The organism is Roseivirga pacifica (assembly GCF_900111145.1).
Lineage (GTDB): Bacteria > Bacteroidota > Bacteroidia > Cytophagales > Cyclobacteriaceae > Roseivirga > Roseivirga pacifica.
In genome coordinates, this window is record NZ_FOIR01000002.1 from 953,477 (window position 1) to 975,638 (window position 22,162).

Consider the following 22,162-nt stretch of genomic DNA (forward strand, 5'->3'; position numbering starts at 1 on the left):
TCTTACGCTTCAGCTTTTAGGCCTCAATTTTCTGCTGTGCCAAATTTAACACTTTTTGCACTTGGTCTTCAAACTTCATTTCTGAAGTATCAACGGCTACTGCATCGGCCACTTTAAGCAGAGGGCCTTCTTCTCTGGTTGAGTCGATTCTATCGCGCTCTTCCAGGTTTTTAATGATTTCGTCAAGCGCTACCTCCTGCCCTTTTTCTCTAAGCTCTAGCTGCCTTCTTTTAGCCCTTACTTCAGTAGATGCTGTCATAAAGACTTTCAACTCAGCATCGGGGAATACAACCGAACCAATGTCTCGGCCATCCATCACCACGCCTTTTTCTTTACCCATGGCCTGTTGTTGTGCCACCATAGCCACACGCACCTGCTTGAGGGCAGCCACATTGCTCACCTTATGTGTAACGCGCATACCTCTTATCTCTTCTTCAACATTCTGTTCATTCAGAAAGGTTTCATTTTTCTGAGATTCAGGATTGTGCTGAAAATCAATGCTAATATTCTCTAATGCAGCTTTTACAGCTTGCTCATCAGTTATATCAATATCATGCTCCAAAAAGTAAAGGGTAATGGCCCGATACATAGCGCCAGTATCTATAAACTTATACCCTAGCGCCTTGGCTACCGCCTTGGCCGTACTACTTTTTCCGCAGCCAGAATGGCCATCTATTGCAATATTGATTTTACTCATGTCGAAAATTTGAGCAAAGGTAAATCTTATTTGAACATAAAAAATCCAGCTGCTTCACTAAGGCCAAAACATCACACATCAGGCAAACCCAAACATTCTATAAACCATGTAGTTATTGGTAGGTATCAACTAATGTAACTTACTGTAATGGAGAGATTAAAACTAAGCACCTTGGTAGTTCTTATAACACTACTAACTTTTACCTTATCTGCACATGCTCAAGACAAAGGCCATAATGAAATCACTTTGGGTATTGGAGGTTTTACTTCAAATGATTTTTTAAACGATGTAGCCAACCTCACCTCTTCTGGTGGAGATTTGACTTACGAAAACTCAAGTACCATTGGCTTTTTGTACATAACCTATGGTACGGCTATTGCCAAAAACCTGATGGTAAACGCCATAGTAGGTTATCAATCCATTTCTGAAGACGTACAAACAAACGGAAGCAACGATGGCGAGGTAAAAAGAAACTATATCACCACGGGATTAGAAGCCGACTATGCCTGGATAGCCAAAGAAAAGTTTAGACTCTACTCTGGGCTTGGGATTGCTTATACTACACAAAACGACAAGTACGATGGCAACAATAACAATATAGAAGATGGTGATGATTCCTTTTTCAACTTTCAGGTAAACGCATTAGGCGCCCGATTTGGTGACACGGTTGCTGCTTTTGCAGAAGTTGGTTTTGGCTATAAAGGTGTACTCTCATTAGGAGTCTCCTTCGGACTTTAGTCTTGAAAGTATAATATGTTAGGCCTTCATTATGGAGGCCTTTTTATTTTGCCTTAGATTTGAGCATTTCAATTACAGCATATCATATGAAAATTAGCGGCCACATAGTTGATGTTAGAAATAGAAGGGTTTTTGACGGAGAAATTACTGTTGAAGGCAAACGAATTGAATCGATAGTAGAAAAAAGCGATGTAGCAGATCAATATATTCTACCTGGCTTTATCGATGCACATGTACATGTGGAAAGCTCCATGCTCGTACCTTCAGAGTTTGCTCGCCTGGCCGTGGTGCATGGTACAGTCGCAACTATTTCCGACCCACACGAAATCGGTAATGTGCTTGGGGTTACCGGGGTCGACTATATGATTGACAATGGCAAGCAGGTAAACTTTAAGTTTAACTTCGGTGCACCCTCATGCGTACCAGCCACAACTTTTGAAACCGCTGGCGCAGAAATTACTGCTGAGCAAATTGAGGGCCTACTAAAACGAGACGACATAAAATATCTTGCCGAAATGATGAATTGGCCGGGTGTACTTTATGGCGACAAAGAAGTTTATGCCAAAATTGCTGCAGCCAAAGCAGCTGGCAAACCGGTTGACGGCCATGCTCCAGGCCTCAGAGGTGAGCAAGCAGCCAACTACATAAAAGCAGGCATATCAACCGACCATGAATGCTTTACTGCAGATGAAGCTAGAGACAAGCTAAAGCACGGCATGAAAATAGCCATTAGAGAAGGTTCTGCAGCCAAAAACTTCGAGGCCTTGGTTGAGCTATTTACAGAGGCGCCAGAAATGCTCATGTTCTGTTCTGACGACAAACACCCCGACAACCTTGTGGAAGGGCACATTGACCTACTGGTAAAAAGAGCGCTCGCCAGAGGCCACGAATTGTTCGATGTGTTACAGGCCGCATGCATCACTCCTATCGACCACTATTCGCTAGATGTTGGCAGTTTGCAACCAAATCACTTTGCCGACTTTATTACTGTAAAAGACCTCGATAACTTTGAAGTCACTGGCACCTATATTAATGGAGTAAAAGTAGCCACCGATGGCCAATCACTTATTCCACAAGTTGAGAACTTAGTGATCAATAACTTCGATTGCCAAGCGCTTTCGCCAAAGGACTTAAGCCTAAAAGCCGAAGGAAAAACTGTAAACGTAATTGAGGCATTAGACGGACAGCTAATCACTAATTGCTTACAATGCTCAACCAAAACCGATGCTGAGGGAAATGCCATTTCAGACCTAGAAAATGACGTTCTAAAAATGGTTTTGGTTAATCGCTACGAGCAGGCCAAACCAGCTTTCGCTTTCATTAAAAATATTGGTTTGAAAGAAGGCGCTATTGCCTCATCTGTTGGTCACGATTCGCACAATATTATTGCTGTTGGTGTGGATGATGAATCCATTACCAAAGCCATTAACCTAATTATAGAAGCTAAAGGTGGCGTAAGTGCTGTTTCGAGCAACTCAGAGCAACTGCTCCCCTTGCCAGTTGCTGGAATAATGTCGGCCGAAGATGGGTACAAAGTAGCTGAATCCTATACCAGCATCGACAAACTTTCGAAGCAGATGGGCAGCAAACTTAACTCACCATTCATGACTTTGTCTTTTATGGCTTTGCTGGTTATTCCGGCCCTTAAGCTTAGTGATAAAGGTTTATTCGATGGAGAGCAATTCAAATTCACTCCGCTCTTTTCTGATTAAAAAGCAACAATTTGATAATACGGTGAAATATCCTTAATTTTTTAGTTACAGTTAGCTTCGTGGCGGCAAACTTTTTGTCGTTCAAACGTATAAGTAAGCTTTACATTAGATAAAGGATATGAAAAAACTCTTATTAACAATCGTTGCATTAGGTGTTGGTCTCACCGCATTTGCACAAGGACCAGAATTAAAACTACCCGAAGACAAGGAATTGGCTGATATGGCCAAGAGAAAGTTCGCAATCTCGGTAGATGAAATGAGCATTAAACGATATGGCGAAGCTGCCAAAGCGCTCAACTGGCTTGTAAAAAACACTCCTGACCTTTACGATGGCCTGTATATAAATGGATACAAAGCTTATGAGGAACTAGCTGAAGCCACCAATGACGAAGCAAAAAAGGATCTCTATTTGGACTCAATGTTCTTCTTCTTCAACAAAAAAGCTGAAGTTTTTGAATTGAGCGATTTAGAAAAGAATAACAAAGCCTACCGCTATTATAAATACTGGAAAAGCAATCGCGATAAGATTGGCGAAGGTATGGAAGCATACAAAGTAGCCTACGAAAACCCATCTGAGGTAATTAACAACAACATTGTTTCTTACATGGACATGGCCCGAAGATATAAGGCCTATGGCAATCCGCTTTCAGATCAAGAAGCGCTCGATATTTACGGAAAAGTGCTTGAGGTAATTGACATGAAAATTGCCGCTGGAGAAGACGAAGAAAAACAAGAAAGATACCGTGGGGTTGTAAATGGAATTTTAACCCAAATTATTGGTGAAGGATTTGACTGTGAGTTCATTGAACAAAACCTTGCCCCTCCGTTAGATCGTGGAGAGGATGTAAAACTTGCCAAAAAAGTACTAAGTCTATTGCTAGATAAAGGTTGTACCGAAAGCCCATATTTTGAAAAGGCAGCAGAAATTATTCAAGCCAAAGAACCAAATGCCGGATTTGCCAAAATTTTGGGACAACGTGCCGCGAGTAGAAAAGACTACAGTAAAGCCTCTGCCTTCTATATGGAAGCTTTAAGCATGACAGAAGAAAACGACAAAAAAGCAGACTTGCACCTAGATATTGCAAAGCTAAACCAGCTTAAAGGCGATAAAGCAGCAGCCAGAGCAGAAGCACTTAAAGCGGTGGAGTTAAGCAAAGAGCTAAGCAAAGAGGCCTATGAACTTCTTGGCGACCTTTACTTCGGAAGCTTTGAACAGTGTGCCAAGCAAGTAAGCCAAATTGACGACCGCGCTGTATTTATGATTGCACACGACATGTACACCAAGGCTGGTGCAAGCAGTAAAATGGCCAACGCCAAAGCACAGTTCCCTACAATTTCTGATGTATTTACTGCCAATAAGAAAGAAGGAGACCCTATTAAAGTTGGCTGCTGGATTAACGCGAATACCACTATTAAAGTAAGACCTAGTAACTAATGGATACCGAAAAAATATTGAAAGAAGTTCGTGAAAAGATTGACGAGCTGATTGACAAAGCCAAGGATTTAGGTGCCGAAGCACGCGAAGAAATAGATGAAACCATTGAAGAGCTAAAAAAGCAACGCGATAAGCTTGAAGACAAGATGGAGGACTTTAAAACCAAAAACGAACCTAAGTTTGAGGAAGCAAAGCACCATTTAAGAAAAGCAGCCGAAGAACTAGAGTTGGCGGTAAAAAAGATCTTCAAAAAAGGCCCAGGCGCTGAAGAAGTTTAAGATAACACACACAGCTAAATTGACTCGTCCCCAAGTACTTTTTAAGGCTTGGGGATTATTTTTGCTCAATACTATACAGCTTAATAGCCTCTTGTTTACCACGAAGTATCTCCTCCCCTTTCAGCTCGGCCTTAAACTTGCCATTGAGGTGAATTGTGTCTAAAAACCTTTCCGAAACCAGCAGCTCACTATCATAAGCATTGCACTTTTCCTGAATGCGAGAAGTCACATTTATGGTATCTCCGTGGTAGGCAATTTCACGTTTTATCTGCCCAACTTCCGCAGTAGTAACTTCGCCCAAATGCAAACCAGCCTTAAATATTGGCTGAATACCATATTGCCTTTCGTAATAGGCTTTCTTCTCTTTTAACTTTTGCTGAAAAGCCCAAAAAGCCAACATGCAATTCATGTAATTCATGCCTGGCTTTATATTCCAAGAAAGCACCACTTCATCTCCCACATACTGATAGACCTCTGCCCCAAATTGCTCTACAACCGAGAGGTCGCGGTAACAATCTTGTAGAAACTTACTATACGCCAAATGGCCAATCTGTTCTGCTATTTGGGTCGACCCTTTTAAGTCTACGAACAAAAACACCCTTCTTTCTACCCTAGGTTGATAGAATTGCCCTTTGATTAATCGTAATAAATTACCTTTTCCCAAAAGCAAATTTACCTGCCGCAACGCGGCCATCACCGAACTCACCAACACCATATATGCAAAAGCTAGTATGGAATTGGGGTTAGTCAAAAACTGCGAAAAAGTGTAAGTCTCGAAACCAACAACCCACTTAAAAAAGAAAAAAGCTAGCCAATAAATTAGTAGCATTATACTTCCGTTTATGGCCAAACCATAGCACGCGAGCCCCCAAAGTGGTACTTTGCCGTAGTGGTATCGTTCTATCTTATACTGCGCAATACCGAAGAGTACACCAGCCATAATGCCGAAAAGCAAAATAAGTTGAATGCTGTCCATGGAGCTGGGCGATGCCGGAGCATTGACCGTTACCCCCACGTTTCGAACTATTACCCATAGCGTTAAAGCAATCAGCCAACCAGTAACATAGTCTCTGATTATCAGTAATAGTTCGCGATATTTAGTGTAGAATTGTTTCATTTGAATTTTGACCTCTCCATGCAAAGACGAATTGCCCTATGAATGGTTCGATTAAAACTAAAGAAAAGCATTACAAGTTCTCTGACGAGGCGTTTGAAGCAAAATTTGCTCAAAAAACGCTTTCTGCCGTTCACTTTACGCACGAAGCACACCTCAGATTAGCATGGATACACCTACAGAAATACGGCCTCCAGAAGGCGCAAGAGCACCTTACTGAACAAATAAAAGCCTATGCTGAAAACCTGGGGATATATGACAAGTACAACGAAACCGTAACCATCGCAGCCATTCGAATGGTTGAACATTTTCGGTTAAGAAAACCAACTGGTAGTTTTCTGGAATTGCTTGCTGAATTCCCCCAGATGAAAACGGATTTCAAAACACTTTTGGAAAGCCATTATAGTTTCGATGTTTTCAAGAACAAAGAAGCAAGAGCCAGGTTCATTGAGCCAGACCTACTCCCATTCGATTAGTATGATCTATAAACGCACACCACCAACTCCAGAACTCAATCACCTAATTGACTGCTATTGGTTAATTGATAGCGAAGATGATTCAACTATAGATCAGCAGAAAATTGTACCTGACGGATACCCAGAGATTATTCTTCATTACAAAGACGAGTATCGCATCAATATTTCGGGGGAATGGAAAACGCAAGAAAAACAGCTACTTGCAGGCCAACTAAAAAATCATTTTCATTTACAGAATACAGGGCATTCTGGTATGCTTGGCATCAAATTTAAGCCAGCTGCCATTCACTACTTTTGGGGCATTAATATGCAACAACTCACTGGTACTGTCATCCCTCTTCCGCCCGAAATATCGCAGGAGTTAGCAGTACACATTGATGGAGCCAACCACTTTGAAGAAACCGTAACCCTACTGAATGGGCTTTTTCTAGAGAAGAAAGAACACATTCAACCCAATAAAAAGGTTGACTTGGCCATAGACCTTCTTTTCAAGCAAAAAGGACTTATACAGACCAATGAATTGGCTACCCAAGCCCAACTTAGCGAAAGACAAATGGAAAGGCTCTTCAACAAATACATTGGCTTAGCACCTAAATTTTATGCTCGAATAATTCGATTCTCAGCAATTTTCGAGCTTATGCAACAAGGCGATAAAAACTGGGCCGACCTGGTGTTTGAGTCGGGTTTTTATGACCAATCTCATTTCATTAAAAACTTTAAAGAGTTTACGGGTGAAGATCCTTCTGCCTATGGTTTTGATGAGCTTAATATGGCCAACTTCCATATGAAAAAATAGCGTGTCGGTTTTTTACAATACCAAGCGAACACATCTCTATAAATTCAACCCAAAAAGACATGAAATACGCAACTATTATAACCTTTCTGCTCGCGCTAACTCTACATCAAAAACATAACGAAAATCAACCAAAGTCCGATGTAACACAGCTTAAGTGGCTAATTGGCACTTGGGAACGTACCAACGTAAAGTCTGGCACTACAGCCTTTGAGGTTTGGAAAACAGACACTGAAAATAGCCTTATTGGGCGGGGAGTTTCGCTTAAAGGTGCAGACACTACTTTTGTAGAAAACTTGAAAATCGAGTTTAAAGATGAAAAACTCTATTATGTAGCCGAGGTAAGCCACAACGCTGCACCAACCTATTTTGAGATCACCGAGATTTCAGCAAACGCATTCACCGCCCAAAACCCAACTCACGATTTTCCTAAAGTGATTGCCTATGAATTAAAAGATAATGAATTAACCGCGACTATTTCTGATGGAAAAACAAAAGGCATGCAATTCATCTTCAACAAGATAGATCCATGAAGCAATAATTTGCTAAACCTTTAAGCCTGCGTTCAGTTTGTGTAAATTAAATATCTTTGTTGCATGCGAACTGAACGAATTGTCGCTATCAGCTTTTTAACGCTGGTATTTATTTTAGGAATAGTCAATTACACCACCAACCTAACCCCTGAACACAGGGAAATCCATACGGTTGATGGTCTAGTTCAAAGTAAGGTTGTTAACCCGTCCTCTCCTGACGACATTCTTCCTATAACCGACAAGGTGAAGCCTATCTTGTATACAGAAGTTGGCTTTATGGAAGAGCTTCCGCACGATGAGATCAAAGAAAAGTTTATTGATATAATGCTACCAGCCATTTTGGTTGCTAAATATGAACTCTCTTACCAGCAAGAGCAAGTGCGTTATTTAAGCGAAAATCACCAGTGGTCTAACAACGATAGTCTCTTTATTCAAACACTTTTCGATACTTACGACACTTCTGATTTGGACGATTTACATATGCGTTTGGAAACACACCCTAGCAGTATAGTTTTGGCGCAAGCCGCCATTGAAACGGGTTGGGGTAAATCAAGGTTTTTTCGCGAAGCCAACAATGTCTTTGGAATATGGTCTTACGACCCCAACGAGCCGAGAATCCCCGCAGCTGTGAGTCGCGAAGACTACAGGGCTTATCTAAAGAAGTTCGAAACCATTTCAGCATCCATAAAGGGTTATTTTATGACCATCGCCAAAGCAAATGCCTACAGCGATTTTAGGGCTGCACGAATGGAAACAAAAAATGTAGACGAACTCACCGCACATTTGGTGAATTATTCCGAAATGCGAGAAGAATACGTGGAGCAACTCAACGCTATGATTCGCATTAACAAGTTTAAAAAGTACGACAAATACACAATCGACCCGCTATTTATCAATCGCTAGTCTTTATGCGCATAACCCTTTGCATTGTTTTTATCATATCAAGTCTTTCCTCATTTGCCTTTCAAAACGGCATCAACACCTTTGTTTATCATCGGTTTGGTGACGACAGATTTCCGAGCACCAACATTGCCACTGCTGCCTTCGAAGCACACTTGAAACACTTGAAGGCCGAAGGATACAAGCTTGTTACGGCAGGTGAAGCCAAAGCCTTGTTAGCACAAGAAATTGATTCCAAAATAGCAGCCATTACCATTGATGATGGTTACAAAAGCTTCTTTAAAAATGGACTCCCCCTTTTGCAGAAATATGGATTCTCTGCCACCCTCTATATAAACACAGAGACTGTCGGCAGTGCTGATTATATGAGTTGGGAGGAAATTAAAGCAGCTGAAAAGGCCGGAATTGAAATTGGAAATCACTCTCATAGCCATGCTTATTTTCTGAATGAAAGCAATCCAACAGAGGCATTTGAGACCGACCTTGAGCACAGCATTGATTTGTTTAAAAAATACCTAGGTCACAGCCCAAAAACTTTTGCCTTTCCTTATGGTGAATGGCAATCAGAGTTCACAGCAATTCTTAAGTCTCATGGTATTGAAATGGCTTTTGCTCAAAACTCGGGCGTAGCCAACAAGCAATCGAATATACTGGCGCTTCCGCGCTTTCCCATGAACGAGCATTATGGCGATTTGAAAGACTTTAAAAGCAAGCTCGCTATGAAGCCTTTAGTAGCAAGCAATCTTAAAACAAATACTAATTCTTCTTTTCCGGAAATTTCTTTTCAATTGGAGGCGAATTCCATTCAAAAGAGTCAATTACAATGCTTTATTCAGGGCAATGAATGTGAACTGGCTCAATCAGGCGACAATGTTACCGCTAAAGGGAAAAAGGCACTTTCTGCTCGCAGAACGCTGTTTACCTTTACTGCACCAGACACAAATGGCAACTGGCACTGGTTTAGCTATTTGTGGATTATGCCTGAGGTGCAATGAGTTTTTATGGAAGATCACTCCTTGCATCTGAAAAAGAAAACATCCGCCAAACTCGATAGTCATTTAGGAAAATAGGTTATGTTTATGTGCTTATTATTCAACACATGAAACACATTCCTTTCTCCAACCGATTTTTCTCAATCCTCCTATTCCTTTCATTGTTCTCTACTACAGCTTTTGCACAAAATGTAGAGATAAACTTGGACGACCTGATTTCTGAAACTCAGTTTATGTCGGACGATCCAGACCTGATGCGAATGGTTTGGTACATTCCTGTAGAATATTGGGAAGCAACATTTAGCAACGACCCTAGTATTAGCGATGATGAGGTGAAGGAAATTATAGATATTCTAGACGACTATGAGTTGTTTTTTGTCATTGATGGCGTAATTGGCACCTTTGGTAACGTACGGTATCAGCCACGGTCAGAAATAAAGAGAAACCTTCGCCTGCATGCCCCAAGTGGTGAATACTACCCGCTAGATGACAATGAAATTAATGGCGATGCCAAGTCTATGATGACCATTATGTCTCCAATCCTCGCTTCTATGATGGGCACTATGGGAGAAAATATGCAGTTCTTCTTTTTCAAGGGAAAGAACAAAAACAAACGCCTGATTAATCCAACTGGTAATGAGTCTTTCAAAGTGCAAGTTGCCTCGGAAATGTTCGAGTTTAATTTACCACTTGCATCATTGCTCCCTCCAAAGTTCTGCCCTGAGGATAACGCAAAAATGAAAGGAACGTGGGTATACTGTCCGTTTCATGGCACTACACTTGTTGACAAGGCAAATTAATAGCCCCGAAACACCTCTTAATAAACTAATTGCGTTTGAACGCTAGCTTGTGTAAGTTTCATTATGGTGGAGCAAAACACACATTTAATTAAGGGCAGAAGACACCTCAAATTCTTCTTGCTCTTTATAGCTGTAGGCCTACTAGTTTGTTCCGCATTGTTCTACAATACGCTTCAAATAGGTATAATTCTTCCTGTTTTTATAGCAGTACTTATTCTACTTTCTATCAGCTTCCCTAGCATGACTTTGCAAGAGGAAGGAATATTAATTGAAAGACAGAGCCTTTTCCGTTTTCTCTGCTCAAGCGAAATCATCGCTTATAAAACGATAAAAAGCATTGAACTCGAAAAGGGAGAAGACACTATTGCGTCAGCAAAAACTCATTTGTTTTATAGAGAAAACGGGTTCGGGCCAAGAAGCCGGGGTGATAGGGTGATCCTTTTTCTCAATGATGGAAACATTCGAATAATTCAACGAATGGGCCATAAGGAACACTATTACACTTTTATTGAAACCCTGAAAAAGAAAATATCAAGCTAGTATACCAATTAGTATACTAGCTTGATAAACACCCTATTCTACCCTAAGGGCCTTTACTGGGTTAATTTTTGATGCCCGAACGGCATGAAAACCAATCACAATTAACACTAAGGCCATTGTAAGCCCTGCACTCAATAAGAAGGGATCTACACCAATGGCTGTACGATAAGCAAAATCGCTTAACCATTGGCTCATTAAGTACCATGTAACTGGAATTGAAAGCAACATGGCGATAACTAACTGCCAAGTAAACTGACTAAGCAAAATACCCAAAATGGTTTTTGGTGTGGCACCAAGCACCTTCCTAATACCTATTTCCTTCACCTTAGTATTCACCATTAAAATGGTTAAACCTAGTAGCCCAAACGAAGCTATGAGAATACTGAGCACCGTAGCGATAGTTACTATTTTATTCACCCTAGCTTCATTTTCATATTGATTCTGAAGGTTTTGCTCAACAAAATGAAAGTTCAATTCTTCACCAGGAAATAAACCTCCCCAAGCTTTCTCTAGCACCATACCTACCTCGGCCAACGAATTGCCTGAATATCTAAACACCAGCTTAGGTATTACAGAATCACCGCTATTGGTGTCCATTATTCCATCAAGAATTGGTATTGGGTTTTGAACGATGACCAGAGGCTGTACGCTCTCTCTCAGCGATTCGTAATTAAAGTCTTTGGCCACGCCAATAATCTGATGATCTCCAAAATCATTACCTGGCAGCTTCTTCCCAATAGGGTTGTCAAAGCCAAAGTATTCCACCGCTGCTTGGTTCAAAATAACACCTTGTGTTTTATGAATATCGAGCGCAGGATCAAAGCCAACTCCTTCCAGCATTTCTATCTTAAAGGCATCTAAATAGTAAGGGTCAACCATCAGTAAGTCGAACTGCAAGTAGTTGCCAGTGCTCGCTTCAAAGCCCAATTGCCACCAGCCCGGAGTGCCGAAAACGTGGCTTCCCATACCAAAATCGCTGATATTCGGATGTTTGGAAAGCTCGCTTTTGAGCATCTTTCCATTCTCCATGGCAGAGCTTACCATTTGGCCTATACCCCTTGAGTTTGGCTGCGAGTAAAGCGGCACCGAAACCATTGCATCGTAATTATAACCCAACTCAGAAGACTGTAGGTAATTGAGCTGCTTTTTCATAATCAGCGTAGTGGATATTAGGAATATGGTGAGCAAAAATTGAAAAGTCACCATTCCCTTTCGGGCCAATTGCTTACCTGCTGATAGATTGCTACCCTTAAGTATTTTTATCAGCTTGAATCGGGCAAGAATTAATGAAGGATAAATTCCTGAGAGCAAGCCAATGGCTAAGGTGAGCCCTGCTAACTGGGTAAACGTTTCTAAATTAAGCTCAAAGGCCAAGTTAGTTTGTGCCAATTGGTTGAACACAGGCAATGCCCAAAGCGTGAACAACACCCCTATAAACGTGGCCAAAATAGCTATGAGTAAGCTCTCGCTCAAATATTGCCAAATAAGGTTGCTGCTTTGCGCTCCAACTACTTTTCTTACACCTACTTCTTTTGCCCTTTTAATGCTTTGGCCAATGGACAATGTAGCATAGTTAATACAAGCAATAACCAATACTAAAAAACCAATAGCCCCGAGTATGTACACGTACTGTGGGTTTCCTACCGGGTAGTTCGCTACAGGCACTTCCGGGTCTAAATGAATTGACTGCAAAGGCTGAAAACCAACTAAGTAATGATCCTCCACTGGTGCTCCATCAAAAGGATCCATTCCACCCAGTTGCGCTTTGATCATACTTTTTGTTTTAGGCGACAAGTGCTCAGGTGAAACGCCTTCTTTCAACACCGCATAAGTTTCAACAATAATGCTAAACCATGCATTAAACATTCTAGGGCTGTATAGTAGGTCATTGTTTTCATCGCTGATCAAGATGTTGTACTGTATACCGCTGTTTAAAGGAGTATCCTCCAATACCGCACTCACAATATAGTCGCGTGTTTCATTATCTATTTGTAGTGGCAGTGCCTCGTTGATTGGTGACTTGTCTCCAAAATACTTTTTAGCATAAGATTCACTTATGACCACAGAACTTCGGTTGGGAAGCGGTTTGTCTTTATTACCTTCCAGCACCTCAAAATCAAAGTAATCGAAGAAATTGGGTGTTACTATCTGAAAATTATCTGCAATTCGACCATCGCCCCTACCGACCAAAGTTGGGTTATCGCCTATGGTTACAATTGCTTCTACCTCGGGTATATTTTCTGCCAAAGTTGGCCCAAGAGGCAATGGTGTATGCGTATTGAAGAATACGCGACCATCGGCATAAACCTCTTTTACCCATGCACGGTAAATCCTATCCTTCTCCATATGAAAGTTATCAAAACTTGTTTCCTGCTTTACATACAAACCAATTAGTATAAAGCAGGCAATGCCAATTGATATACTGAAAACATTGAGGGCTGTGTTGACCTTTTGCCGCCATAAGACCCTTGCGGCTACTTTAAAGTTGTTTCTTGTCATGTTAATGAAATTTGAGTTTAACTTTTTAGATGTTTTGATATTCTGCGGACGAAAGAACCGTAGTACGTCCCAGACATACCTTGCTTTGGCCTTGAATGCACTGTGCTCGCTTCGCCTTTCAAAAAGCTCATGGGCATCGCCCTGAATCTCTTCGATAAACTCTTCTTTGCAGTACAATTCAAGCAACCAGTCGGCCCACCGTGGCGGGGTTATTTGTTGTTTGTGCTTCAAGATTGACCTATTGAAATATCTGGTATTCTGTTGTAAAGTTTCATGCGCACCGACTGTGCCTCATCGAGTGCTTTTTTTCCAAATGCTGTGAGTTCAAAAAAGCGCTTACGCCTACCGCCTCGTTCATTAGTAGCTCCCCCCATTTCGCTACGCACAAAGCCCTTTTCATCGAGCCTGCGCAGTGCTGAATGGATGGCGCTAATGTTTACCGACCTGCCGGTCTCCTCTTTAATCTCATCCATTATGGCTACACCATAGGCCTGCGGGTGCAAAGCCCCTACCGTAAGCAAAACCAATTCTTCAAACTCACCAAGGTATGTTCCTTTCATGCTGTGTATAATTAGTTACACAAATATAAAAGAAATATTAGTTTCATATATGTACAAGTAATTGTTAGTGGTTAATGGTAAAAGTGTAGTGAGTTGTTGTATTAGAAGGTTGAAGTGAATGTTCCGTTTATCAAACAAAAAGCATCCACCGCAATTGAATACTTAATTTTGCAGTTTACCATATTGTACATGCAGCACGGTTACACCCAAAAGAATAAAGCCATACTAATTATACTTTGCATGCTCAGCTTAATGGGCTGTGTTGAAGAATTTGAGGCTGACTCCATAAAGTTCGAAAAGCTATTGGTTGTAGATGGAAACATCTCTGATCAGCAAAAAGAGCATGCTATTAAACTTACCTACACATCACCTATTGACGACCAGACTGATGTATCTAATGCCGCAAGTGGAGCTGCAGTTTGGGTTGAGGACAACATTGGCAACAGAACCGACTTTATAGAGCAGAGTACTCCCGGACTATACCTATCTCCTGCGGATTTTGCCGGAATTCCTGGTAGAAGTTATGCGCTATATATAACCACATCTGAAGGAGACTCCTACAAGTCTACCTTTCAAACACTTACGCCTGCACCCGAAATAAGTAGAATATACAACAGATACTCGGTTGACACAGGAGATGGAAAATCTACATCAACACCTGGCTTTCAGTTTTTTATAGATGTTGACAATACGCTTTCAAGTTCTCAATTCTTTCGTTATGAATGGTCTGATGCGCATCAGGTAATTGTTCCTTATATAAAAAAGTACAAAGCGGAAATTCAACCCAATGGTTCTTACACAATAACAGATTTTGATGAAGATGTAAAAGAATGCTATCGTGAAGACCACTTTCAAGAAATCATTTTACAAACATCCAGCAATAATGAAGGCGGCAGCCTGCAAGAGGTACCGATAAGGTTTACTGCATCTTCTGAGTTCGATGTGACAACCAAATACTCAATTGAAGTAACCCAGCGTGCAATAAGCCCAGAAGCTTATAGTTACTACCGCAAACTCGAACTATTCAATGAATCTAACGGCTCTTTATTCGATAGACAACAAGGTGTTGTAGTTGGAAACCTACAATCGGTAAACAACCCTGATGAAAAGGTTTTAGGGTACTTTGAAGTTTCGGGAACCACGAGCAAACGCGTATTCCTAGCGTTAACCGACCTTGACCCTAAAGGCTTTGAACATGTATATAGAACATGCAATGAACATGGAATCATTGAGTTCGAGGGGTCTCTTGATGAATTTTATAACGCCACAGATGTACCAGAAGAGGAAAGGTCCACAGCCATATTAGTCCGTTCTGTATATGATATTTTTGACCAGCTAGGAGGACTTGGCGAAATTGTACAACAGATGGCCCATAGGCACTGTGTAGATTGCCGGTATAATGGGCAACTTGGTAAGCCCAGCTACTGGCAATAACTTCTCTTTACAAAGCATTAATAACCAGTAAAATAAAAACAAATGAACCTGATAAAAAACTGACTATCTTTAATGCTAACACATGCAAATGAAAACCACTCCACAACGGTCAGTTTTTGAGACTGCTGCAGTTTTATTACTGTTTGCGAGTGCTATCGGCTGTGTTGAAGAATTTGAAACTGACTCCATAAAATTTGAGCAACTATTAGTAGTTGATGGAAATATTTCCGATCACATTGGTTCTCACCAAATCAGCCTCTCCTACACCACTCCAATTAACTCTAATAACAACGGCCAATACGAACCTGCTTCAGGAGCACTGATTTGGTTAGAAGACGATTTAAATAACAAAATAGAGTTTTCCGAAGCGTCACCTGGCCATTATATCTCCCCAGAAAATTTTGCTGGAACCATAGGTAGAAGTTATGCACTCCATATTCAGACCTCAGAAGGCGATAAGTATCAGTCACAACTTCAGTTATTAAGTGCAGCCCCAGAAATCAGCAGAATTTATCACAGATTTTCTATAGACTATGGAGATGGAGAGGCCACCGCACACCCTGGAGCTCAGTTTTTTTTAGATGTTGACAGAACCGAAGCGAGTAGCCAACTTTTCCGTTTTGAGTGGAATGATGCTCATGAAGTTACTGCCAGATACACCAAAAGCTTAGATTCAGAAGTAAACCCTGACGGCAGCTATACCATTTTTCCATTTAATGAAAATGTCAAAGTTTGCTATCGCGAAGATAGTTTCAGCAATATCATCTTGGCTTCTGCGCTAGAAAGCACCACCGGAGAGCTTCCTGAGGTGCCAATTAGGTTTACCCCCTCCTATGGACTGGACGTTACAAGCGCCTATTCAATTGAGGCTACCATCAGGGCCATTACCCCTGAAGCTTATAGCTATTATAGAAAAATCAAAGTATTCAATGAGTCAAATGGCTCGCTTTTCGACCAGCAGCAGGGAGCTGTTGTTGGCAATGTCTTTTCTACGAGCAACCCAAAAGAAAAAGTCCTTGGCTACTTCGAAGTTTCTGGTGCCGCTAGCAAACGTATTTTTATGGATGTTTACGACTTCTCCCCTGAAGTCCTAGAGCACACTTTCAGAACGTGTTCCGAATTTCGTTTATTCGAAAACGTAGGATCTCTTTATGCATTTTACAATGCACTCGACATTCAAGATGAAGATGAACGACAAGCAGCAATAATTTATCGTGCCCACTATGAAATATTTGACTATATAACTGCCAACATGATGGGACACAGGTACTGTGTAGATTGTAGGTACCGCGGCAGCCTTGGAAAACCTGATTATTGGCCTTAAAATATTAACTATTACAGTGAATCTCTGGAAACTACATACTTCTACAAAACTTGTTCTTTGGTGCCTCTTGCTCATGGCCTTAACTAGCTGTGTTGAAGAATTTGAAACTGATTCTATAAAATTCGAGCAACTTTTGGTGGTTGACGGTAATATTTCCGACCAAGTGAAGCAGCATGCAATACACCTTAACTACACCATTCCAATGGACGGAAATCTGGCTCAGCAAAACGCTCCTGCAACTGGTGCCTCTGTTTGGGTTGAAGACAACCTGGGTAATAAAACGTATTTCACAGAGTTAGAACCTGGCAGCTATTATTCACCAAATGATTTCGGAGGAGTTATAGGTAGAAGTTATCAATTATTCATCTCTACGGCTGAAGGAAAAAATTACCAAACACCGCCTCAGGAAATGATGTCGGCACCCGAAATCAGCAACATATACAACAGGTTTTCTATTGAACTTGGCGATGGAGAATCGACCTACTACCCAGGCGTTCAGTTTTTTGTAGACGTTGCAGACGCGGCCTCAAGCACCCAATTCTATCGATACGAATGGAATGACGCACATCAGGTTACTGCTAGGTACACCAAAAACCTTGATGCGGTACTACAAACCAATGGAAGTTATAAGGTTGTTCCGTTTACGCTTAATGTAAAAGAGTGCTATCGAGAAAGCCGATTCAACAAGATAATTCTTGCCACTTCAACAAATAGCAGCAATGGAGAACTATTGGAAGTACCCATTAAGTTTTCTCAAGCTGAAGATTTTGATGTAACTACTATGTACTCCATTGAAGTTACCCAACGTGCCATTAGTGCAGAAGCATACAGCTACTTTAGAAAGATCAAAGAATTTAATGAATCGAACGGTAGCCTTTTCGATAAACAGCAAGGAACAGTATTGGGGAATGTTGTTTCGGTCGAAAATCCAGACGAAAAAGTGCTCGGCTACTTTGAAGTATCAGGAACTAGTAGCAAGCGTGTTTTCTTACAACTATCCGATTTAGATCCCCAAGTGTTAGATCACATTATTTACCCCTGTACTGTTTTCCATATAAAAGAATTTGAAGGAGACCTACGCGACTTTTATAATGCTACAGATGTTGACGAGAGTATAAGACACCAAGAAACAGTTCTGAGGTCTTTCTATGAAATTTTTGACCAGTTTGGCCGCTGGCACCTTGCACATCGCCACTGTGTTGACTGCCGATACCGTGGCAGTCTGGGCAAGCCAGACTATTGGCCTTAACTAGTTACCTTTTGATAGCTCAATTGCTCTTTTAATTTCAAACTCTTGGGTAAGGCCTTCGGTAGAGCTACCCCCTACTTGAACACGGAAAACACCAGCTTCTACCACTTGCTCCATTGCTCTATTCCAAAGGGCTAAATCCTTTGGTTTAATGGAAAAGTAGACGGTTTTGGTTTCTCCAGCAGGAATTTCCACGCGCTCAAAAGCTTTTAATGCCTTAATTGGCGTGGTTACAGAACTTACCAAGTCGCGCACATAAAGCTGCACCACCTCTTCTCCATCAACCGTGCTGGTGTTGGTTACTTTTACCTGTACAGCCACCTGGCCATAACCAATATGCGACACCTCTAAGTCTGAGTACTCGAACGAAGCGTAGCTTAAGCCATAACCAAATGGATAAAGTGGTGTAATTTTTTCATCCACATAGCGATGATTGCGCGTTGGCTTACCACTATAGTACATTGGCACTTGACCTACACTTCTTGGAAATGTAACTGGCAATCTACCAGCGGGGTTGTATGCACCAAAGAGTGTTTGTGCCACTGCCAAACCACCTTTTTCGCCCGGAAACCATGCTTCTAAAACAGCAGGTACTTTTTGTGCCAAGCCGTTAATGGAAAGTGGGCGGCCGTTCATTAATACAGCAACAACAGGAGTGCCCGTTTTTAAAATCTCATCTATAAATTCTTGTTGAAGACCATATAAGTCCAGAGAAGCCACATCCTTGTTCTCCTCTACCAGCTCATTCGATTCGCCCACAACCACAATAGCCACATCGGCATTTTTGGCTAGGGAAACAGCCTCTGAGAAGTCTGGCGCCTCTTTGTTCCAAAGTAAATATGCCTTGGCACCATAGCCACCCTCCCACATATCGAGCGTGACTTTATATTCCCTTCCGGCCTCAAATAACATTGACGAAGTTTCAATATTGGTTGCTCCTTTCTGCCAATTATCAATCACCATTACGTCATCAACTGCCAAACGAACTCCATCGTCAGAGCTTACACCAACCCAACCCTCAAAGGTTTCGTCTGGCACCAAATACCCTTCCCATCTAATGGAGAAATGATCTGTATTAACGCCTTCTCCTGGTGAAGCCTCCCATTCAAACCCTACTTGCTCATCTATTCGCTGCAACACAGGCTCTCCCGACAGGTTTCTATTATTATAGAAGCTGGCTTGCAGGCCATTACCACTCTTATCGGGCAATAACAGATTTACGCTTGGAATAGCCTGCCCTTTGTAAATAAGTGGTACTCCTTCGGCATAAGTAACTTCAGCACTTCCGCCCAAATATTGCTTTAGTCCTTCATAAACCGTTATTGCCTTCTTTTCTTTTACTGAATAACCACCCAGCAAAGACTCGTTGGCCAAAGGACCAAGTACAGCCACTTTCTTGGTAGACTTATCGAGCGGCAGCAAGCCGCCTTCATTTTTAAGTAAAACCATCGATTTAAGTGCAGCCTCTAACGCTACCTGCTGATGCGCAGCCGCATGCTTTTTGCTATCGATTAATTGCTGCGTAGTAAATGGATCTTCGAAAAGTCCCAGCATGAATTTGAGACGTAACACCCCTCCTGCAGCTCTATCGATTACCGCTTCATCCATTTCGCCATGCTTTACCATTTGCACCAACTCATGCTGATATTCCTCATTGGGGAAATCGTAAAACTGCATATCTATGCCTGCTTCAACAGCTGCTTTTATCGACTCCTTGTGAGAGCCTGTTGAATGGTGACTCGTTTCTAAAAAACGAATGGCTCCCAAGTCGGAAACCACAATACCTTTAAAGCCCCACTCTTCGCGCAGTACCTCGGTAAGTAAATGATAATTAGAGGCCATTGGAACACCATCAATTTCTGAGTAAGCAGCCATTGTACCCAATGCACCACCTTGTTTAAAGGCTTGTTCAAACACCGGCAGATATTCGGACCTAACAGATCGTTCGCCCAACAACACTGGCCCTGCATTGCCTCCCGCCTGTGGAGAACCATGGGCAGCAAAGTGTTTTGGTTCGGCAACCATTGTGTTATTGGCTTTTAGATCACTACCCTGAATACCTTGAATTAAATGCGTTCCCAGTACCGCAGAAAGGTGTGTATCTTCTCCCAAAGTTTCGGCAATTCTACCCCAGCGTGGTTCACGCCCCAAGTCTAAGTTTGGCCCCAAGCCAAAGTGAATACCATGAGCCCTGCCTTCTGCACCAATCACCTGCCCTATTTGCTTCATCAAATCTTTGTCCCATGTAGCACCTAGGCCAATACTCATCGGGAATGCCGTATTGCCCTCTCCAGTATAGCCGTGCAAAAACTCGCACATCATAAGTGCCGGTATGCCCCAACGGTTGTGCTCAATAATGTAGCGTTGCAAATCGTTTACCGCTTTGGCCGTTTTAGGGTAATAGTCATGAACGGCTCCAGCTCCCAAACTATCTCCAATAAGCTCAATAGCCTGATCGAGTGAAAATTGCTCATTCACTTTCAGGTTAGCGCCATTGTACATGTCCATTTGGCGCACCTTTTCTTCCAAAGTCATTCGCGAAAGCAAATCCTTTACGCGCTCTTCTACCGATTTTTCAGGGTTTTGATAAGGGTATTCTTGACCAAAAAGTGAGGCCGATAAACAAAAAATGCTGCAAACGAGCAGGGTAATTTTTTTCATAGCTGAGATTTGAGAAGCCTAATCTAAAGGTTTTTTGACGACCTCATGAAATTCGCAGCTGAAAACATTTAACACACATCGTGAGCGCTAAACACGGCAATTGATTTCCATTAAAAATGTCTAACTTAATTCGGACTTACATAGAATTATGCAAACCAATAACGCTACCAATTTTGACGAGTATATTGTCGCCTTTCCTGCTGAAGTACAAAAAAAGCTCATTGAATTAAGAACGGCCATTAGAGAAGAAGCTCCAAAGGCTGAAGAGACAATCAGTTACATGATTCCTACTTTTAAGTACAATGGCGCATTGGTACACTTTGCAGCTTATAAAAAACACATTGGCTTTTACCCCGCTCCTTCCGGCATTGCGGTATATGAAGAAGAGCTAAAGCCATATAAATACGCCAAAGGTTCCGTTCAATTCCCACTTAACAAACCACTCCCAATAGAGCTTATTAAGCGAATTGTACGTTTCAGGGTTAAGGAGAATGAAGCAAAATCCAACTAACTAAGTCTACCCGCCAAGGCTCGGAATAAGCCTTGAATCAGCCAAAGCCCTATCCCTAAGTTCAGATGGAAAATCCTTTGCTTGAGCCATTTTCAAAAAGGTCTGCTTGTCGGGGTATCGAACAATGAATATTGCATCCCAAACAATCTCCTCATCAGGCCCAATCAAAACACCTAATGGTTTTCCGAACCAGACAATTTCGGCTCCAGCTTGTGATAAAAATGGCTGTATGGCATTTAAGTATTCACCGTAAAGCTCTTCCCCACTCACACCCTCTGGCGATACGACTGGTTTGTACTTTAACATATTCACCATATAAAACGCCCCGTCAATAGCTCGTTGTAAAAAGTTAGTAACCTGAGCTTCTGTTGCTTTTAATGATCCCATTTTCCATAAACATTTCTGACTCAACCCCTTCCCCCATTCATTAAGTTCCACTCGTAACCAAAACAGTTTCTTACTAAAAAGTAGAACATATGAAATTTTCTTCTATATATTTGTTCTACATTTTAGTAAGTAAGCTATGAAAGAAACTAAACTGGGTGATTTTGAAGAAACCATTCTGCTCTTAGTAGGCATTCTGGATACCGAAGCCTACGCATTTAAAATTGCGGAGGAATTCGAATCACAAACCAAAAGAGCCGTATCGATTGGTGCCGTACATTCTACCCTAAACAGGTTGGGAGAAAAAGGCTTTCTAACCTCCGAAATGAGTGGTGCTACTGCCGAACGAGGCGGAAGAAGAAAAAGGATATATACCATCACAGCGTCTGGTCAACGTGCTTTGGAAGAGTCCAAAGACTTCAAACTATCACTTTGGCGACAGTACCCTGCCTTTGCTGGCAATCTGAAGTTTGGCATCTAGTTATCTCCAGGGACAGAAAATGCCCCCCTACGCTCTTCGAGCACCTTCCCA

General features: G+C 41.7%; 22 protein-coding genes. 16 read left to right on the top strand and 6 right to left on the bottom strand.

Features of this window, described 5'->3' with window-relative positions; translation table 11 throughout:
• Positions 1-16: 16 nt before the first annotated feature.
• Positions 17-697 (bottom strand): (d)CMP kinase, encoded by a 681-nt coding sequence (cmk, locus tag BMW98_RS12885; RefSeq protein ID WP_090258989.1) that lies wholly within the window; start codon positions 695-697, stop codon positions 17-19.
• Positions 698-844: 147 nt separating this feature from the next.
• Here cmk and BMW98_RS12890 point away from each other — a divergent pair, with 147 nt between their 5' ends.
• The 4 genes from BMW98_RS12890 (at position 845) to BMW98_RS12905 (ending at position 4,860) form a co-directional block, all read left to right on the top strand.
• Positions 845-1,435, top strand: coding sequence for an outer membrane beta-barrel protein (locus BMW98_RS12890; protein ID WP_090258990.1), 591 nt, complete (start codon positions 845-847; stop codon positions 1,433-1,435).
• Between the two features lie 86 nt (positions 1,436-1,521).
• Positions 1,522-3,147, top strand: a complete 1,626-nt coding sequence (ade, locus tag BMW98_RS12895) for an adenine deaminase (RefSeq protein WP_090258991.1) — start codon at positions 1,522-1,524, stop codon at positions 3,145-3,147.
• A gap of 118 nt (positions 3,148-3,265) precedes the next feature.
• A complete protein-coding gene (locus BMW98_RS12900; RefSeq protein ID WP_090258992.1) occupies positions 3,266-4,582 on the top strand; it encodes a hypothetical protein in 1,317 nt (438 codons plus the stop codon).
• Complete coding sequence (locus BMW98_RS12905) at positions 4,582-4,860, top strand: sll1863 family stress response protein (protein ID WP_090258993.1); 279 nt, start codon at positions 4,582-4,584, stop codon at positions 4,858-4,860. Before BMW98_RS12900 ends, BMW98_RS12905 begins: the two co-directional genes overlap by 1 nt.
• 55 nt (positions 4,861-4,915) lie before the next feature.
• Here BMW98_RS12905 and BMW98_RS12910 read toward each other — a convergent pair whose 3' ends face one another.
• A complete protein-coding gene (locus BMW98_RS12910) occupies positions 4,916-5,977 on the bottom strand; it encodes an adenylate/guanylate cyclase domain-containing protein (RefSeq protein WP_090258994.1) in 1,062 nt (353 codons plus the stop codon).
• A 38-nt stretch (positions 5,978-6,015) separates the two neighbouring features.
• Here BMW98_RS12910 and BMW98_RS12915 point away from each other — a divergent pair, with 38 nt between their 5' ends.
• The 7 genes from BMW98_RS12915 to BMW98_RS12945 all read left to right on the top strand — a co-directional run bounded on the left by BMW98_RS12915 (position 6,016) and on the right by BMW98_RS12945 (position 11,008).
• The gene (locus BMW98_RS12915) at positions 6,016-6,450 is read left to right on the top strand and encodes a hypothetical protein (RefSeq protein ID WP_090258995.1); all 435 of its coding nucleotides are present in this window, start codon (positions 6,016-6,018) and stop codon (positions 6,448-6,450) included.
• Between the two features lies 1 nt (position 6,451).
• A complete protein-coding gene (locus BMW98_RS12920) occupies positions 6,452-7,246 on the top strand; it encodes a helix-turn-helix domain-containing protein (protein ID WP_162844728.1) in 795 nt (264 codons plus the stop codon).
• A gap of 59 nt (positions 7,247-7,305) precedes the next feature.
• The gene (locus BMW98_RS12925; protein WP_090258997.1) at positions 7,306-7,776 is read left to right on the top strand and encodes a DUF6265 family protein; all 471 of its coding nucleotides are present in this window, start codon (positions 7,306-7,308) and stop codon (positions 7,774-7,776) included.
• A 63-nt stretch (positions 7,777-7,839) separates the two neighbouring features.
• Entirely contained in the window at positions 7,840-8,679 is an 840-nt protein-coding gene (locus tag BMW98_RS12930) for a glucosaminidase domain-containing protein (RefSeq protein ID WP_090258998.1), read from the top strand.
• Positions 8,680-8,684: 5 nt separating this feature from the next.
• Complete coding sequence (locus tag BMW98_RS12935; protein WP_090258999.1) at positions 8,685-9,671, top strand: polysaccharide deacetylase family protein; 987 nt, start codon at positions 8,685-8,687, stop codon at positions 9,669-9,671.
• Between the two features lie 104 nt (positions 9,672-9,775).
• Positions 9,776-10,468, top strand: a complete 693-nt coding sequence (locus BMW98_RS12940; RefSeq protein WP_139177541.1) for a hypothetical protein — start codon at positions 9,776-9,778, stop codon at positions 10,466-10,468.
• A 63-nt stretch (positions 10,469-10,531) separates the two neighbouring features.
• Entirely contained in the window at positions 10,532-11,008 is a 477-nt protein-coding gene (locus BMW98_RS12945) for a hypothetical protein (RefSeq protein WP_090259001.1), read from the top strand.
• Between the two features lie 33 nt (positions 11,009-11,041).
• Here the strand turns inward: BMW98_RS12945 and BMW98_RS12950 are convergent, their stop codons facing one another.
• Both BMW98_RS12950 and BMW98_RS12955 read right to left on the bottom strand, forming a co-directional pair.
• The gene (locus BMW98_RS12950; RefSeq protein ID WP_090259002.1) at positions 11,042-13,738 is read right to left on the bottom strand and encodes an ABC transporter permease; all 2,697 of its coding nucleotides are present in this window, start codon (positions 13,736-13,738) and stop codon (positions 11,042-11,044) included.
• Positions 13,735-14,067, bottom strand: coding sequence for a PadR family transcriptional regulator (locus tag BMW98_RS12955; protein ID WP_090259003.1), 333 nt, complete (start codon positions 14,065-14,067; stop codon positions 13,735-13,737). Before BMW98_RS12955 ends, BMW98_RS12950 begins: the two co-directional genes overlap by 4 nt.
• A gap of 189 nt (positions 14,068-14,256) precedes the next feature.
• On the opposite strand from BMW98_RS12955, the gene BMW98_RS12960 reads away from it, so the two are divergent.
• The 3 genes from BMW98_RS12960 (at position 14,257) to BMW98_RS12970 (ending at position 18,074) form a co-directional block, all read left to right on the top strand.
• Positions 14,257-15,501 carry a DUF4249 domain-containing protein gene (locus BMW98_RS12960; protein WP_090259004.1) on the top strand — a complete coding sequence of 415 codons (1,245 nt, stop codon included), beginning with the start codon at positions 14,257-14,259 and terminating at the stop codon, positions 15,499-15,501.
• An 88-nt stretch (positions 15,502-15,589) separates the two neighbouring features.
• On the top strand, positions 15,590-16,825 hold the full coding sequence (locus BMW98_RS12965) for a DUF4249 domain-containing protein (protein WP_162844727.1): 1,236 nt from the start codon (positions 15,590-15,592) through the stop codon (positions 16,823-16,825).
• A 73-nt stretch (positions 16,826-16,898) separates the two neighbouring features.
• Positions 16,899-18,074 carry a DUF4249 domain-containing protein gene (locus BMW98_RS12970; protein ID WP_090259006.1) on the top strand — a complete coding sequence of 392 codons (1,176 nt, stop codon included), beginning with the start codon at positions 16,899-16,901 and terminating at the stop codon, positions 18,072-18,074.
• Here the strand turns inward: BMW98_RS12970 and BMW98_RS12975 are convergent, their stop codons facing one another.
• Entirely contained in the window at positions 18,075-20,735 is a 2,661-nt protein-coding gene (locus BMW98_RS12975; RefSeq protein WP_090259007.1) for a glycoside hydrolase family 3 N-terminal domain-containing protein, read from the bottom strand.
• A gap of 148 nt (positions 20,736-20,883) precedes the next feature.
• On the opposite strand from BMW98_RS12975, the gene BMW98_RS12980 reads away from it, so the two are divergent.
• Positions 20,884-21,246: an iron chaperone gene (locus tag BMW98_RS12980; RefSeq protein ID WP_090259008.1), complete on the top strand. Its 363-nt coding sequence runs from the start codon at positions 20,884-20,886 to the stop codon at positions 21,244-21,246.
• Positions 21,247-21,252: 6 nt separating this feature from the next.
• Here BMW98_RS12980 and BMW98_RS12985 read toward each other — a convergent pair whose 3' ends face one another.
• Positions 21,253-21,633, bottom strand: a complete 381-nt coding sequence (locus BMW98_RS12985; RefSeq protein WP_139177544.1) for a hypothetical protein — start codon at positions 21,631-21,633, stop codon at positions 21,253-21,255.
• A gap of 136 nt (positions 21,634-21,769) precedes the next feature.
• Between BMW98_RS12985 and BMW98_RS12990 the strand changes: the two genes are divergently transcribed.
• Positions 21,770-22,111, top strand: a complete 342-nt coding sequence (locus tag BMW98_RS12990) for a PadR family transcriptional regulator (protein WP_090259010.1) — start codon at positions 21,770-21,772, stop codon at positions 22,109-22,111.
• Positions 22,112-22,162: the final 51 nt, after the last annotated feature.